Source organism: Lysinibacillus sp. NPDC095746, assembly GCF_044763535.1.
Taxonomy (GTDB): Bacteria; Bacillota; Bacilli; order Bacillales_A; family Planococcaceae; genus Lysinibacillus.
On record NZ_JBIWGL010000013.1, the window covers coordinates 96,457 to 112,615 of the forward strand.

The following is a 16,159-nucleotide window of genomic DNA, read 5'->3' on the forward strand; positions in this document are numbered from 1 at the left end:
AATAAATGACCTATGCTAAAAAAGCATTTCTATCCCTGCTTTGTTTCGTACTAATTTTGGTGACAGCAGCTCCAGCTGTGACCCAAGCAGCTACGACAATTAATGATGTCCCAACAAATAACGGTAAATACAAAGCTATTTCGTGGGCAGTCGATAATGATCTACTCTCATTAAATAGCGCTAATAACTTTTTACCTAATGAGCAAATAACTGATCGAGAGCTTGTTGTAATGTTTGCGAAGCTCGATAAGAACTATGCATTAACATATAACGAAAGTGTCGCATATAACTTTTACAGTGAGTTTTACTTACCGTTCAATGGTACTTACACAACAGCAAATCGTTCGAAAGCTGTTACACGTGGACAATTTGCGCGTATATATGCCGCCTTTAAAGGTTTAGATTTAGATGAGCCTCAGGCGGTTCAATATTTATACACAAATGATATTTCAACAGGAAGCACTGGTAAAAAGACATTTGCCGATTTCGATCCTTCTACAAAGCTAACTCGTGGAGATATTGCTGAATTTTTATATCGCAGTGTACAAAACGGCAACTTTGCTGTACTAGGATTAAAACGTGCAGCAGCAGGTCGTGATAATGATAAAATCACATTACCGCCAGGCTTCATGGGCTCAAACAACGCAGAATTTGAAGAGCCAAAAGATAATTCTAATGATTTTACTGGACCAGAGTATGTGAATAATGCTCTTCAAAGTATTGATGTAGAAAAACCAGATTTAATTGCAAATGATCAAGATTCAACGCTCATTACTGTATCTTTAAAAGCTTGTAATGGTGATCCAATACCTGATGATAAATCTTATACATTCCGTGTAACTTCGTCATATGGAGCAAAGATCGTTGACACATCTGGTGAGGCTGTTCGAAATGTACAATCAGATGGCTCTACTGTCTCTGCAATTGTTATAGCACCAAAACTAACAAAATCTGTACGTGATACAATTACATTTGAGCTTATTAACAACACAGATCCTGGTATGAAATGTCTTGTAGGTGAGAAATTGAATGCACATGTACGCTACTCACCTCAGCCAGAAATGCGCATTGATTACCAAGTGTATGATCCAGCAAATACGGATGATAATAATGGGAATGTCACACCTCCATATGTACCGTATGAAAAATTACCAACGTTCTTTACTGAAAACATTATTAACGTTCATTGGATTAATCCAGAAGAAAAGCTATTTAGTATTGGACAGCAAACGAATGTAACGAATAGTTTAGGAAATGTGGAAAATAAATATTTACAATATGGTGGCAGTGATAAAAATTACCCTGCATTAGGCTATGAAAATGCCATCTTACAGTTTGAGAATTATAATATTTCAGTTTGGCTATTCGAAACAATTATTCAAAAACGCTTAAAGGATTCCATTAGTGATAAAGTTGAAATCATGTATATGATTTCAGATGATGGACGTCCTATTTACCGTATTCAAGGAATCGATGATGCAATTGCCTCACAGGTTGAGAATATTAATCCAGTCGGTTCTATTATTCAACTTATGGGCTATATGCCAGACGAAAAACAGCTGACGCTCGAGCATTATGATAGTGTTATGAAAATTTACGCAATTCTTACAAACTTGAGTAACTATGATCGAACAGTATTATTAAAATACCAAGGTGGTAAATTACTCGGTCAAGTAGAAGCCTATAAAAAACGAGTGGAAGCATTAAAGGAAAGTGCAGATGCGGCATCAAGACCATCGGGTAAAGATCGTTATACTAAGGTTATGGTTACATTAGTAAGACCGGGTGGAGAAATTATTACTGACTATCAAGGAACAGTGAAAATTAAATTTGATGGTGTTGAGAAGACAGCTTCATTTGTGACAAATACTTCGGATTATTTAAATCACACAGGAAGCCCAGGGACAGCTGTAGCGTACTTTGATTCGGTTATTTATGGAAAATCAAAAGCTGAAGCAACATTAGTTAATAAAATAGATCCTCGTTATGCAACAATATTGAAGGATTTTAAAGATAAAACAATAGTAAAGGAAATTTTCACAAATCCTTACTTTAGTAAAAATTCTTGTTCTTTAGCAACAGAAGTTGCTTACGTAGTCGATTACTCTGCTTCCATGAAAGCTTCTGACCAAACAAATTATCGTGGTAAGAAGATGATGGAAGTAATCAATCAAATTAAGGCTAAAAATAATATTGTTATTGAAACAAATACAAAAGCTACTGTTCTTGGAGAGGGTACAACAGACAATGTCTTGAAAAAAGATCTATATAAAGCATCAAAAGAGAAGGGTGCTACAGATATTTTTGCAGGTATAGATCTCGCTCTGTCTAAATTCTCAAATGACTCGAAAACTTCAAAAGCTATAATTGTTGTTTCAGACGGTAAAACAAGTAAATCTAAAATGACAAAAGTGCTGAACGATGCGAAAAATAAAGGGGTTAAGGTTTACACTGTAAGTATTGGTAAAAAAACACAAATTAATGATGCCATTTTAATGCAACTGGCTACTGAAACTGGTGGTACTTATTACCACGCTAATGATAACTTACAATTACATCAAGTTTTCCAAAAAATTATTGATGCAATTTTATGTAAAACTTCGCCTTCAAGTTGCGTGAATCCTGAAGATTTATTTGAAGAAGCGACAGTCACTCTACGCAAAGGCAATATTACGATGAATGCAAAAATTGATGGTAATTGTTCAAATGTTGCAAAGGTAAATGTACGATTCCCTTCTTTAAGTGGAGATGTGCAATTTGAATTGACAAAGCGTAGTGATAATGTCTACATGCTAACAAAAACAGTGCAAACAATGCAGGACTTCAAAGTTAATAATGAGATTGAATTCGTAGCATATGATAAAGACGGTAAAATTATAGTTACTAAAACTGTGACAATCACAAATTAATAGCTAAAAGTTAAGCTGAACTAATTTTAACAATTAGTTCAGTTTTTTTATGACATCTTCGTGTGGGTGATTTCCATTCCGACTGGGCGCTTTGTAGCTGCCGCTTTGCTTTCGCACAGAAAAAACAATTGTTGCTGCCGCTATAGTCTGCTTGAAGAAATGGATGGATCACTTTAAAGCTGTCACAAATATTTACAGAATTATTTAGATTGGTCTCGTTACTTAGCAAGGAATATGAGAACACTATATTGAATAAGTAAAATAAGGTGATCACTTCTAATATTGAAATTCATACTCGTATTTTTGGGGGATTATTGTGGTTAAGGACTCGTGGTTTACGATTCAGGAAATCGATAATAAAACATTCGCAATTAGTGAATATGGACATTGGGAAAAGGTGCATTCATTTCTATTAGTCGGCAATGAAAAAGCAGTTCTTATTGATACTGGTCTTGGAATTGATAATATTAAACGTATAACGGATCAATTGACTGATTTGCCGATTGATGTTTTAACAACTCATGTGCATGTCGATCATATTGGAAGCCATGGAGAATTCGAAAATGTTTATGTTCATGAAGCTGACTCAGATTGGTTAACGAATGGTATTACAGGATTGACCATAGAACAAATAAGAAGAGATATTAGTAGAGATATAACCATTCCAACTCCAAAAACCTTTAATCCAGAAACTTATAAACCATATCAAGGAACACCAACTGGCTTATTACAGGATGGTGATGTGATTGAGATAGGAAATAGACAATTAATTATTCATCATACCCCTGGGCATTCTCCAGGTCATATATGTGTTTTTGACAAAACACACGGATATTTGTTTACTGGTGATTTACTATATGATGAAACACCTATTTATGCTTATTATCCTTCTACTAACCCTCTTGATTTAATTGATTCCTGGGAAAAGATATCAAAGATCCCATATGTCACAAAAATTTATGGTTCACATAATACATTAGGTCTTGAACCAAGTATCCTACAAGAACTCATAAACGCAGTTAAGGAACTTAAAGAAAAGGATCTAGTAAAGTTTGGAACAGGGATTCATAAATTTAAAGGGTTTAGTGTACAGTTTTAATTTTATCTTCAACGAAAAATGGGATTATAGCTACCTATAACGATATTCGTTTTAAGAGAACAATAGTATAAAGAAAGTAAAAAAAGCCTTGTTATAAAAAATTACACTTAACAAAGCCAGTATAAATGATTCGCTCTGTAGTTGTTATTGATTACACACAATCTGATCTCATTTATATTCTCATAGTTAAAAATTTCTTGAAGAACCTCTTTTAATTTGTCCCTAGACCTTGATTTTGAAATTTTGGAGAAATCGCAATATATTCTAGACTAGCTTCTTTAAAAACCGTATCTATTTCAAAATAAGCATAACCTTGTATCTCCGAATTTTCATTTTTTAAAACTAACAATTGGTTATGCTTACTTCTACGAGAAACAATGGTTTGTGCGTCATAATATGTATTTGGAAAAGCCTCATTATGTAATTGTTCAAATTGTTCTCTATCATTTAATGTAAAAGTTACTAAAAACTTATCATGTAAAATTGGTAAATCGCTTTTTGAAATTTTTAAAATTAGGTGTTCGCCCGTATTTTTTGCACCTGAGCTTTCTTAAAAACTTTTGTTGAATCAAATTTAATTTATTTATGAAAAAGTAAAATGTATTTATATTAAAAAATGTTTGAACGAGAACATCCCATAATTTTTTTAATTCAGTTACATTAATTGTTGCCGAATATGGCCCCCAGACTTCTGCTGAATGTTCATCCATATCTAAACCAATAGCTGCAATCATTTCATTTTGCTCGTTACGCATAATCACAAATGACAGATGATCATCCGCTATAATAAAGTTTTCATTTATATCATTAATAATTTCATTAACGTTTAAACCAACATAGCCACTATGAGAAGTTCTTTCTTTATTTAACTTTGAAATGAAACCCCCGATATCTTCAATATCACTAACCTTTGCTAACTCAATAAACATTGTCCACTCTCCTAACTCCTCTTTTTCTTAATAATATAATAAATGGAAATTTTTCACTATAATTCTTATGAAATAATAAACATAGTTTTCACTCATAATTGATCAAAAGCCTTTAAAACATATGTATTGTGTTAAATTTAATGAATTTGGGAATGTTACACCTAAAGATATTTTAAGGTGGAGACAAATGAATAGAACTTTTTCTTTTTTCTTAGTTTCGTTTTGTACATTTTTTTTAATAACATTACATGTATCTGCCAATGATAAACTGAGTCCTTATGAAGAAATATATCCCGAAATAGGATATAAGTCGGTGGAAAAAGCAGTGGATGATTTTGAACAACACTTTAACAAAAAATTAAAGCTACCACTTAGAGTACCTCCTATAAGCTTTACACATCATTTTGGACGATTCTCCGATTTAAAGTATGAAGGTAATGACGCATTTGAAGTAAAATTTATTAATGACCAATTATCCGAAAATCACTTTAAAATCGATATTCGTCCACTTAAGTATAAATTGCCTCTAAGAGAGAAATATGTAGTGAATACTTTTAAATTAAAAAATGGGAATGTAGCCACGTATATGACTATTTCAGGTTTTAATGTCCTCGTTTTTGAGAGAGACAATTTGCAGTATATGCTAAGTATAGATAAGCGAGTTTCAAATAAAGTAACTCCTGAGACTTTAGTAGACATAGCCAATTCTATTGATTATTAAATGGATCAAAAATTTTAATGTGACTAGAACAATAGTTTAGAAAAGTAAAAATAGCCTTGTTAAAGATAATTAAACAAGGTTATTTTTTATATCTTAATAAATTTTATTTAAACTGTCCAAATACTCCATTAGGATGATTTTTTTAAAACGTATGTCATGTGGATTGATTGAGTGGAGGCTTGACGACTCCTTCGGGATCAGCGATAGAGGAACGAAGGCTAAAACCATCACATCCTGTGATAACGCCTTCGTGACCAACCGCGTGTTGGCCCGAGACCCTGCAGCGAAGCGAAGCGGCTCATCGGACGCCCCCAGGAAGCTTTGCTCTGTGCGAAGCGAAGCGACAGCAACACTATTAAAGAAAATGATCTGGAAAACATTAAATTTGAAACAGGAAGTATAATTTGTTACACTTAGTTTATAATAATTCTAATGTAGATAACGAATTTCAGTTCTTCATGACATGTTCACAAATTATTGATGAACTCTTGTCGAACTGTGCTATAATGAGATTTGTTAATTAGAACGTGAGAGGTGTTATTCATGCATACCATCGTAGTAGGCTTGAATTATAAAACGGCGCCAGTTGAAATTCGTGAAAAGTTATCATTCATAGAGAGTGAACTACCACAGGCAATGGAAGCGCTGCAGAAGCAAAAAAGTATATTAGAAAATGTTATTGTTTCGACATGTAACCGCACTGAAATATATGCAGTAGTAGATCAATTGCATACCGGACGTCATTATGTGAAACAATTTTTAGCAAATTGGTTCGACATACCTGTGGAGACATTTTCTTCGTATTTAACAATTCGTGAAGAAGATGAGGCAATCGAACATTTATTTAAAGTGACTGCTGGAATTGATTCGATGGTACTTGGCGAAACTCAAATTTTAGGACAAGTACGAAAAAGCTTCTTAAATGGACAAGAGATTGGAACAACAGGTACGGTATACAATCAGCTATTTAAACAAGCGGTGACATTTGCGAAGCGTGCACATAATGAAACGGCTATCGGTGAAAACGCGGTATCTGTCTCTTATGCAGCAGTGGAATTAGCGAAAAAAATATTCGGATCTTTACAACGGAAACATGTAGCAATTTTAGGTGCAGGGAAAATGGGGGAACTTGCTATTGAGAACCTTTATGGTAGCGGTGTAGGAAAAGTAACCGTCATTAACCGTACGTTCGAAAAAGCAGAAAGCCTTGCAGCTAAATTTGACGGTGAAGCAAAATCTATGAAGGAATTACAATGTTCGTTATTAGAAGCGGATATTTTAATTACGTCTACAGGTGCAACAGATTATGTTATTGACTATGAATTGATGCAATTTGTTGAACGTTTGCGTAAAGGTAAACCATTATTTATGGTAGATATTGCAGTTCCACGTGATATTGATCCACGTGTTGGCGATTTACCAAATGTTTTCTTATATGATATAGATGATTTGCAAGGCATCGTCGAAGCAAACTTAGCTGAACGTGAACGCGCTGCGGCTGATATTTCTGTAATGATTGGCAAAGAGGTTGTACAATTTAAAGATTGGGTTGCGACTCTTGGCGTTGTCCCTGTCATCTCGGCTTTACGTAAAAAAGCGAATCATATTCAAGAAGAGACAATGATTAGTATCGAAAATAAAATGCCGGATTTAACGGATCGAGAACGTAAAATTTTAAGTAAGCATACAAAATCTATTATTAATCAATTGTTAAAAGAACCAATTCTACAAGCTAAGGAAATGGCAAATTCACCAAAAGCAAATGAACAGTTACGTTTATTCCAACAAATTTTCGGTATTGAGGATGCTGTGGAAGCTGAAGTTACTGTGATGACAGAACAAGAGCTTGAACGCAAAAAACGCGTACAGTCGTCACAAACTTCCACTGAACCAAAGTATTCTTTCTAAAGATAACTATGTGTTCGGGGTGTAACTTTAGAATTATTAGTTGTTCCTTCGAGTTTTTCTCGCGAACGAGATTTTCTACTGATATTAAATGAGGCGTTTTCGTATCTGTATGGTAAACTAAGGATACGAAAACGTTTTTTTCTAGGCTGAAGTACATTACTTTAGCACTCTCAACATAAAGAAGGGATGTCTATTGGCTGATTTGACAATGACAAGGCTCTATGAAGTAATGATCGTCTTGTATGGGATCAGTCTAGTATGTTACTTTACTGATTACTTTTATAAGCAAATAAAAGCAAGGCGAATTGCTTTTTGGCTTGTTTCATTCGTATGGGTAATTCAAAGTGCCATTATATTATTAACTTTTGTGGAATCGAAGCGTTTTCCGATTTTATCGTTGTCAGAAGGGATTCTCTTTTATTCCTGGTTGCTCGTGACATTATCAATTATTTTGCACTGTATTGCACGGGTTGATCTACCGGTGTTTATTATTAATATACTAGGATTTTTATTCGCTAGTATCTTTACTTTTATGCCGAAACGGTCAACAGGAGTAGTTAGCGATACTTTAATTTCGGAATTGCTTTTTATTCATATATCATTTGCAATATTATCGTATGCAATGTTTTCGTTAACATTTGTTTTTGCGATATTGTATTTAGTATTATATCGTTTACTAAAAAAGAAAAAATGGTCACATTTATGGACAAGGTTACCATCACTACAGCAGACGAGTAACTGGATGAATGTATCATTTTTCATTGCTATTCCAGTGCTATTTGTAAGTTTAGTTTTAGGGTTTGAATGGGCACTACTAACGCTAGAAAGTTTTTCAATTTTTGATGCGAAGATTATTGGGTCCTTTATTATTTTAATTTTGTATTGCTTTATATTGTATGCGAATCGTAAAAGTAAGCTGACAGGGACAACTTATGCGTGGGTACATATATACGCTTACCTATTAGTTGTTGTTAACTTCTTTTTAGGAAGTAGTTTATCACGATTCCATTTATGGTATTAGAAGAGAGGTTGGAGACTGTTGAGAAAAATTATTGTAGGTTCTAGGAGAAGTAAGCTAGCTTTAACTCAAACAAATTGGTTTATCAATGAGTTAAAAGCTGCTGGTGTACCATTTGAATTTGAAGTGAAAGAAATTGTGACGAAAGGTGATCAAATTTTAGATGTGCAGCTATCTAAAGTAGGTGGTAAAGGGCTTTTTGTAAAAGAAATTGAACAAGCACTTTACGACAAAGAAATAGACTTTGCTGTTCATTCTATGAAGGATATGCCTGCAGTACTGCCTGAAGGATTAGTAATTGGCTGCATTCCACCACGTGAAGATGCGCGTGATGCATTTATTTCAAAAGGACATGTGAAATTTGCCAATCTTCCAGCAGGAGCTGTTGTTGGGACAAGTTCTCTTCGTCGTAGTGCTCAACTTTTAACAGTCCGTCCGGATATAGAAATTAAATGGATTCGTGGAAATGTGGATACACGTTTAGCTAAACTTGAAACGGATGAATACGATGCTATTATTTTAGCAGCAGCGGGACTAAAACGCCTTGGCTGGAGCGATGATGTAGTTACTGAGTTTTTACCTGTTGAAGATTGTCTACCAGCAGTAGCACAGGGCTCTCTAGGTATTGAATGTCGTGGAGACGATACAGAGCTATTAACAGAATTAGGTAAGTTAACAGATAGCATTACATGGCAAGAAGCGCATGCAGAACGTGCTTTCCTAGCTGCTATGGATGGAGGCTGTCAAGTACCTATCGCAGGATACGCAAAGTCTAATGGGGAAGAAATTACATTAACTGGACTTGTTGCTGCCCCAGATGCTTCAGTTGTTTATAAGGAAACGGTTGTGGGCACTGATGCGGAAGCAGTTGGAAAAGAACTTGCTGAAATTTTAACGAAGCAAGGTGCTTTTGATTTAATTCAACGAGTAAAGGCAGAGCAAGATGCAAAATAATTTACCTTTAGAAGGTAAAACTATTATTTTGACAGGTACATCTAAAACAACAACAATAATAGATGATATTACAGCTTTAGGTGGCCAAGCAGTAATTGCCCCATTGATAGAAACTTGCGAGCTAATCAATAGAAATGATGATATGCAACTAGAGTTAGCGCGTCAATTTGAATGGCTCATTTTTACGAGTCAAAATGCTGTAGAAGCTTTTGCTAGTAAGATGCGCCGATTTAGCGTAAATGCAGCGCATTTTCCAGGGAAAATTGCTTCTATTGGTACTAAAACTACTACAGCCCTAGAACAGCTAGGATTCCATGTGAGTTTTATGCCTTCTATATTTAGTGCAGATGTATTTGTTCAAGAATTTCCTAGTGTAGCAGGTAACAATCCTACATGTCTATTTATTCGTGGAGAAAAAGCGAAAAAGACATTGAAGGAAGGGTTGCCCTTTAAATTGAAGGAATGGACAGTATATCAAACGATTGAGCGACACGACCAAAAGCAATTATTGATTGAATGTATCCGCGCGAATAGCGATGTCACAGTGATTTTTGCTAGTCCTTCCGCTGTTGACGTCTACGCCAAGGATGTAGCTTCGGTAATTGGTTGGGAAGCAGTACGTGTAGCTGTAATCGGTCATATTACAGAAGCAGCTATTTTGAATCACGGTGCTATTGTGGATGTTATGCCGAGCGTATATACAATGCAAGCAGTCATCGAGGAAATAACGAAAGTAGGAGAAAGAAAATGACAAAATTACAATTTCAAAGACATCGTCGTTTGCGTGCAAATGCTGCCATACGATCAATGGTAAAAGAAACATACTTACACAAAGAAGATTTAATTTATCCAATCTTCGTTATTGAAGGCGAAAATATTAAAAATGAAGTATCTTCTATGCCGGGAGTTTTTCAATTTTCTTTAGATAAACTTGAAGCTGAGATTGATGAAGTTGTTGCTTTAGGTATTCCTGCGGTTATTTTATTTGGCTTACCTGCAGAAAAAGATGCAGTCGGAACTGGTGCATTCCATGATCATGGTATTGTGCAAGAAGCAACACGACTTATTAAAGCTCGCTACCCAGAGCTTTTAATCATTGCAGATACATGCTTATGTGAATTTACAGATCACGGACATTGTGGCGTAATTGAAGGCGATCAAATTTTAAATGATCCTTCATTAGATATTTTAGCACGTACTGCAGTATCACAAGCAAAAGCCGGTGCGGATATCATCGCTCCTTCCAATATGATGGATGGATTTGTGGCTGCCATTCGTGCAGGTCTAGATGAAGCAGGCTTTGAAAATGTTCCGATTATGTCGTATGCCGTAAAATATGCATCTAGCTACTATGGTCCATTCCGAGAAGCTGCTGATGGTGCGCCTCAATTTGGTGATCGTAAATCATACCAAATGGATCCATCGAATCGGATGGAGGCATTCCGTGAAGCAGAGTCGGATATTGCAGAAGGTGCAGATTTCTTAATTGTTAAGCCAGCTCTAAGTTATTTAGATATTATTCGTGATGTGAAAAATAACTATACATTACCGATTGTTGCGTATAACGTTTCTGGTGAATATGCAATGATCAAAGCAGCGGCTATTAATGGCTGGATTGAAGAGAAAAAAGTAGTGCTTGAAACGTTACTTAGCATGAAACGCGCAGGCTCAGATTTAATCATTACGTATCATGCTAAAGATGTTGCACGTTGGTTGGAGGAGAAATAAATGACGCGTTCTTACGAAAAATCAAAACAGGCTTATGCTGAAGCAATTAACTTAATGCCAGGTGGTGTTAGTAGCCCAGTACGTGCATTCAAATCCGTAAATATGGATCCAATCTTCATGGAATCAGGTCACGGTGCTATTATTAAAGACATTGATGGCAATGAATATATTGATTATGTATTATCATGGGGACCTCTTATTTTAGGTCATTCACATCCTGAAGTTGTACAAGCAATTGCAGAAACAGCAGCGAAAGGCTCTTCGTTTGGAGCACCTAGCTATACAGAAAATCGATTAGCTAAATTAGTGTTAGACCGACTTCCTGGTATGGAAATGATACGCTTCGTGTCTTCTGGTACAGAGGCTACGATGTCTGCTTTACGTGTGGCTCGTGGTGTTACAGGACGCGATAAAATTTTGAAATTTGAGGGTTCTTATCATGGTCACGGAGATTCCTTACTAATTAAGGCAGGCTCAGGGGTAGCTACATTGGGCCTACCTGATAGCCCAGGTGTCCCAGCGGATATTGCACGTAATACGTTAACAGTAGCGTACAATGATTTAGAAGGAGCAAAACTAGTTTTCGAAAAGTTTGGTTCAGAGCTTGCGGCAGTAATTGTTGAGCCAGTGGCAGGAAATATGGGTGTTGTACCTCCACTACCAGGCTTCCTACCAGGCTTACGTGAATTAACAAAGGAACATGGATCATTGTTGATTTTTGATGAGGTTATGACAGGCTTCCGTGTTGACTATGGCTGTGCACAAGGTTATTTTGATGTAACACCAGATATGACAACATTAGGAAAAGTAATTGGCGGTGGACTTCCTGTCGGTGCATTTGCAGGGAAAAAGGAAATTATGGAGCAGGTAGCACCAGCTGGTCCAATTTATCAAGCTGGAACATTGTCAGGGAATCCATTAGCAATGACGGCAGGCTATGAAACATTATCTCGCCTTGATAATAGCTCTTATGAATACTTCAAAAAGCTAGGAGATCAATTAGAGTCTGGTTTCCGTGAAGCAGCAACGAAATACAATATTCCGCATACTGTAAATCGAGCTGGTTCAATGATAGGTTTCTTCTTTACGAATGAAGATGTTATTGATTTTGATTCAGCAAAAACGTCAGATTTGCAATTGTTTGCTGAATACTTCCGTTTAATGGCAGAAGAAGGTGTTTTCTTACCACCATCTCAATTTGAAGGTTTATTTATTTCTACTGCACATACGGAGGAGCATATCTCAAAAACAGTTGATGCTTTCCATAAAGTATTTGCACAATTAGCAAGATAATAGGAGAGCGAAAATACGTTCCTTTTATGAAGTAGTGTAATTCTCAATCAATTAACAAATTAGTAACCACTTCTTATCAATTCTAACATTTGATAGGAGGTGGTTTTTTGTATGCTTTTAAAATTTGCATATGAGGACTTTATTGCAGATAGACGATTCAATAACACAACTAAGGCAAATGTGCAGAATTATAGATATTTACTCTATCCATTTATTGAATATTGCCTTGAAAAGGGTGTAATTAATGTTGAGGACGTAACTCATGTACATTTGCGTGATTATCTTATGCAATGCCAAGAGAGAGGTAATAAACCTAATACAATCAACTCAATCATTTTGCGTATAAGAGCCTTTTACAACTATTTAGTTGATGAAAAAATAGTAAAAGAAAGTATCACTAAAAAAGTTAAATTGCAAAAAACAGACGTTAAAATTGAAGTTTTTACGGATGAACAGATTTATCAAATGCTCGCTTATTATCGCAGTTTGCGGAGGAGAGACTTATCCTACTCAAGTTATCGTGGGTATATGCTTATACTTTTACTGCTCGGTACAGGAATACGTAAAAAAGAGGTTATCATGTTGAAATGGTCTGATATTGATGTGAAAAATTTGACCATGAATGTATATGGTAAGAACCGTAGATATGAAACGGTCTTCTTGACTGAGAAATTAGTAAGAGAATTAAGTATTTATCGCTCATTTTGTATCCAACATTTTGGTAATGACAATGAGTATGTATTTTTAAATAGAGATAACACACCGATGACATCAAACTCTATGACTCTAGTATTTAGGAATTTAAAAGAAAAGATGAACTTTAAAGATGTAAGAGTAAGCCCTCATACGTTTAGACATACGTTTTGTCACAGACTTGCAATGAGTGGTATGTCAGTATTTGCTATCCAAAAGTTAATGCGCCATTCCGACATCTCAACAAGTATGAGGTATGTTGCTATGTGGGGTAACGAGTTAAAAAAAGAAAATGATAAACATAATCCATTAAACGATTTAGACGTATAGGGATGGGGGAGAAACATATGAAAACAATTATCCATGAAACTTTAAATGGTATGCGTCAAATTACAGCACAATACAATCCTGAATTTAAATCAGTATCCTTTGAGGAAGATACGGTGCTTTACGATGGTAGGCAATTTAATGTAAGCCGAATGACATTGAAAAAAGATGATGTACAAGCCATGCTTCAATATTTTAAGGCTTTAGAGAAGTAAGCAACAAAAAAAGAGGGTTAGCACTCGCAATGCTACCCTCCAACGCTTTTAGCCATACGACAAATACAACTAAATATGAGCGTTTTACATGCCTTCATTTTACTTCAAAAAAAGTGGAAATGCAAAGGTCTAGTTTCCTATTGTCTTTTTTAGGTAGCATGAGGTCATGTTGGCTCTTTGGTGGTTGCCCATTAACACCAATCAAAATAAAATATGGTCAGGTTATTACCTTCCCATCGCACACAAACGTCTAGCACCCTCTATAAGAGTTCCTTGTTTCGCTTTGGGTGTGAATGGTGTTAGCGACCAATAACGGCTAGGAGTGGAAGGTCTGAGTGGCTACGGCTACGCAGGATACATCACACATTGTAATTGTTGCCGAGTTTCTCACAACAGTAGAATAGGCATTTACGATATTTGCAGAAGGTGAATATAAGGATTACAAGAACTATCGGGGGCAGAAGTAGATTAGTAGATGTATTGTTCGAGAGAGCGCATTTAACAAGGGCATACATAAACGGATTCCTCAAATGACGGATTCATGTTGCGATGGCTGTCTATGTCATAGATTCAAGATTAATTGTCTCTGAGACATAGGCAGTCATTTTTGCACCAAGCCGTTGTCCTCAACTCTGGCTTCATGTTAAAAGGGATTAGAAATAGTTGTCAAGAGTTTATTAGTCTAGTATAATATTAATTCTAGGCACTTGAAGCCATTATATGAAACTTTACATTTACAATGAAACCTAAATATTAACTGAGCCTTAAAGGCTATATTATTTGAAACCTATAACAGTCTACTAACATGCAGTGGTAGACAATACTAAATTGGACTTTTCTTAGAGATGAGAAGGTCTGATTGGTGTTGTCTACCTTTTTTGTTGGCTCCGAGTACCTAAATGATAATTTAGGAAAAGGAAGATTTAAAATGTATCACTTTGCTTACAATTTTTTTGACAAACGACCAAGTGTGGTTTCAGCAATGACCTTATTGCGTAAAGTTCATGGAGAGAACAAACGATTTGTTCAGCTCATGCAACTAAAGGATGGAGATGTTATCAGCAATAAGAGTGAGATTGGTAATAAACTTTATATGCTAATTCCAAAAGGAGAATGGTTAGGAGAAGATGTATATTTTTCTCTGAACACGTTTAAAAGTTACCATAGACGCTCAGAAGACTGTGTTCGGCTTAATGCACTATATACAGATTTGGATTGCTATAAGCTCGGAATTGATGTAAATGAGGCACGCTACCAAATTGATGAAATGATAGCTAATGAAGAAATACTTACACCAAATATCATCATTTATAGTGGGCGAGGCATACAGCTAATCTGGTTAATGGAGTTCATGGTATATAAAACATATTTAAAATTATGGATTCGTATGCAAGATGAAATCTTTAATCGCTTTAGTCACCTTAATGCTGATAGACAAGCTAAATCTGTAACACAGGTGTTTCGTTTAGCAGGAAGCATTTCTTCAAGAACAGGTGGAATTATACGAGCAGAGTATTTAAGAGATGCTCGTTACTCAATTGGAGAAATGAAGGAGTTCCTATTGCCAGTGCTTCCTTCTGTGAGGAAGAATGAAAAGGTAGTGGTGTTACCGTCAGCAGAGGATGACAAGAAGCTAAAGAAGAAGGGTGTCAACCATGTACTAACTGAGAAGAGCTTAAACCAAGCACGCTTAGCAGACTTTGAAAAGCTAATAGAAATTCAACCTGTTGTTAATCGAAAGACGCTACTGTTCAATTATGCGATATGTGCCAAAGCATTAGGTATGGAAGATAAGTTAATTGAGCGTAACCTTCAAAGAATTAATTCCAACTTCTACAAGCCGTTGCCTGAATCACGTGTTAGGGGAGCTATTAATTCTGTAGGAAAAGTAGCATATAAGAAGACTAATGATACGCTGATAGTTGAGTTGAATATCACGTTAGAAGAGCAAAGACAGCTTACAACGATTATTAGTAAGCAAGTCAAAAAAGAACGAGAGAAAAAGCGAAAGGAAGCTAAAAGGCGTCAGGAGGGTGTGCGTCCTAAAGAGGAGTATCAAGCTGATAGAAAACAAAATGCTAAAGAACGCCTTTATGTTCTGTCTAGGTTAATGTTGGAACAGCCACATTTGAAGAACAATGAGCTTGCAGAACTGCTAAGTGTGCATCCACGAACAATTAGTAGAATGAAATCTCAACTTAAGAATGAGACATGATGATTCCACTTATATGTATTATTACTTCTAGCCCTTAACAGCAGTACAGCGAGGGAGTGGGATAGTATGTATAGAGTAGTAATGGTATGGTAGTAATAGTATATGTGTGAACCTTAGTAATAGCTAATACAGGTGATGATATTGCTCCTG

The 16,159-nt window shown here is 35.7% G+C and carries 14 protein-coding genes; 12 read left to right on the forward strand and 2 right to left on the reverse strand.

The features are described from left to right. The first annotated feature begins 5 nt into the window (after window positions 1-5). Both ACIQ7N_RS11665 and ACIQ7N_RS11670 read left to right on the forward strand, forming a co-directional pair. Complete coding sequence (locus ACIQ7N_RS11665) at window positions 6-2,909, forward strand: vWA domain-containing protein (protein ID WP_402932124.1); 2,904 nt, start codon at window positions 6-8, stop codon at window positions 2,907-2,909. A gap of 316 nt (window positions 2,910-3,225) precedes the next feature. After that, window positions 3,226-4,008, forward strand: coding sequence for an MBL fold metallo-hydrolase (locus ACIQ7N_RS11670; protein ID WP_402932126.1), 783 nt, complete (start codon window positions 3,226-3,228; stop codon window positions 4,006-4,008). Window positions 4,009-4,219: 211 nt separating this feature from the next. Here ACIQ7N_RS11670 and ACIQ7N_RS11675 read toward each other — a convergent pair whose 3' ends face one another. Next, entirely contained in the window at window positions 4,220-4,522 is a 303-nt protein-coding gene (locus ACIQ7N_RS11675) for a GNAT family N-acetyltransferase (RefSeq protein ID WP_402932177.1), read from the reverse strand. After that, window positions 4,482-4,937, reverse strand: coding sequence for a hypothetical protein (locus ACIQ7N_RS11680; RefSeq protein WP_402932128.1), 456 nt, complete (start codon window positions 4,935-4,937; stop codon window positions 4,482-4,484). Before ACIQ7N_RS11680 ends, ACIQ7N_RS11675 begins: the two co-directional genes overlap by 41 nt. A gap of 187 nt (window positions 4,938-5,124) precedes the next feature. Here ACIQ7N_RS11680 and ACIQ7N_RS11685 point away from each other — a divergent pair, with 187 nt between their 5' ends. From ACIQ7N_RS11685 to ACIQ7N_RS11730, 10 genes are all read left to right on the forward strand, one after another. After that, on the forward strand, window positions 5,125-5,658 hold the full coding sequence (locus tag ACIQ7N_RS11685) for a hypothetical protein (protein WP_402932130.1): 534 nt from the start codon (window positions 5,125-5,127) through the stop codon (window positions 5,656-5,658). Window positions 5,659-6,201: 543 nt separating this feature from the next. Further along, window positions 6,202-7,566 carry a glutamyl-tRNA reductase gene (gene hemA, locus ACIQ7N_RS11690; protein ID WP_132357007.1) on the forward strand — a complete coding sequence of 455 codons (1,365 nt, stop codon included), beginning with the start codon at window positions 6,202-6,204 and terminating at the stop codon, window positions 7,564-7,566. Window positions 7,567-7,759: 193 nt separating this feature from the next. Further along, a complete protein-coding gene (gene ccsA / locus ACIQ7N_RS11695) occupies window positions 7,760-8,587 on the forward strand; it encodes a cytochrome c biogenesis protein CcsA (protein WP_132357006.1) in 828 nt (275 codons plus the stop codon). Between the two features lie 18 nt (window positions 8,588-8,605). After that, window positions 8,606-9,538 carry a hydroxymethylbilane synthase gene (hemC, locus tag ACIQ7N_RS11700; protein ID WP_402932133.1) on the forward strand — a complete coding sequence of 311 codons (933 nt, stop codon included), beginning with the start codon at window positions 8,606-8,608 and terminating at the stop codon, window positions 9,536-9,538. Continuing rightward, window positions 9,528-10,289: a uroporphyrinogen-III synthase gene (locus ACIQ7N_RS11705; RefSeq protein WP_402932135.1), complete on the forward strand. Its 762-nt coding sequence runs from the start codon at window positions 9,528-9,530 to the stop codon at window positions 10,287-10,289. The genes hemC and ACIQ7N_RS11705 overlap by 11 nt, the downstream gene beginning before the upstream one ends. Continuing rightward, on the forward strand, window positions 10,286-11,266 hold the full coding sequence (gene hemB / locus ACIQ7N_RS11710) for a porphobilinogen synthase (RefSeq protein ID WP_402932137.1): 981 nt from the start codon (window positions 10,286-10,288) through the stop codon (window positions 11,264-11,266). The genes ACIQ7N_RS11705 and hemB overlap by 4 nt, the downstream gene beginning before the upstream one ends. Next, window positions 11,267-12,559 (forward strand): glutamate-1-semialdehyde 2,1-aminomutase, encoded by a 1,293-nt coding sequence (gene hemL / locus ACIQ7N_RS11715; protein ID WP_402932139.1) that lies wholly within the window; start codon window positions 11,267-11,269, stop codon window positions 12,557-12,559. 111 nt (window positions 12,560-12,670) lie between these two features. Next, on the forward strand, window positions 12,671-13,582 hold the full coding sequence (locus ACIQ7N_RS11720) for a tyrosine-type recombinase/integrase (RefSeq protein WP_402932141.1): 912 nt from the start codon (window positions 12,671-12,673) through the stop codon (window positions 13,580-13,582). 17 nt (window positions 13,583-13,599) lie between these two features. Then, window positions 13,600-13,794: a hypothetical protein gene (locus ACIQ7N_RS11725; RefSeq protein ID WP_402932142.1), complete on the forward strand. Its 195-nt coding sequence runs from the start codon at window positions 13,600-13,602 to the stop codon at window positions 13,792-13,794. Window positions 13,795-14,722: 928 nt separating this feature from the next. After that, window positions 14,723-16,009 (forward strand): primase C-terminal domain-containing protein, encoded by a 1,287-nt coding sequence (locus ACIQ7N_RS11730; protein ID WP_402932144.1) that lies wholly within the window; start codon window positions 14,723-14,725, stop codon window positions 16,007-16,009. The last annotated feature ends 150 nt before the right edge of the window (window positions 16,010-16,159 follow it).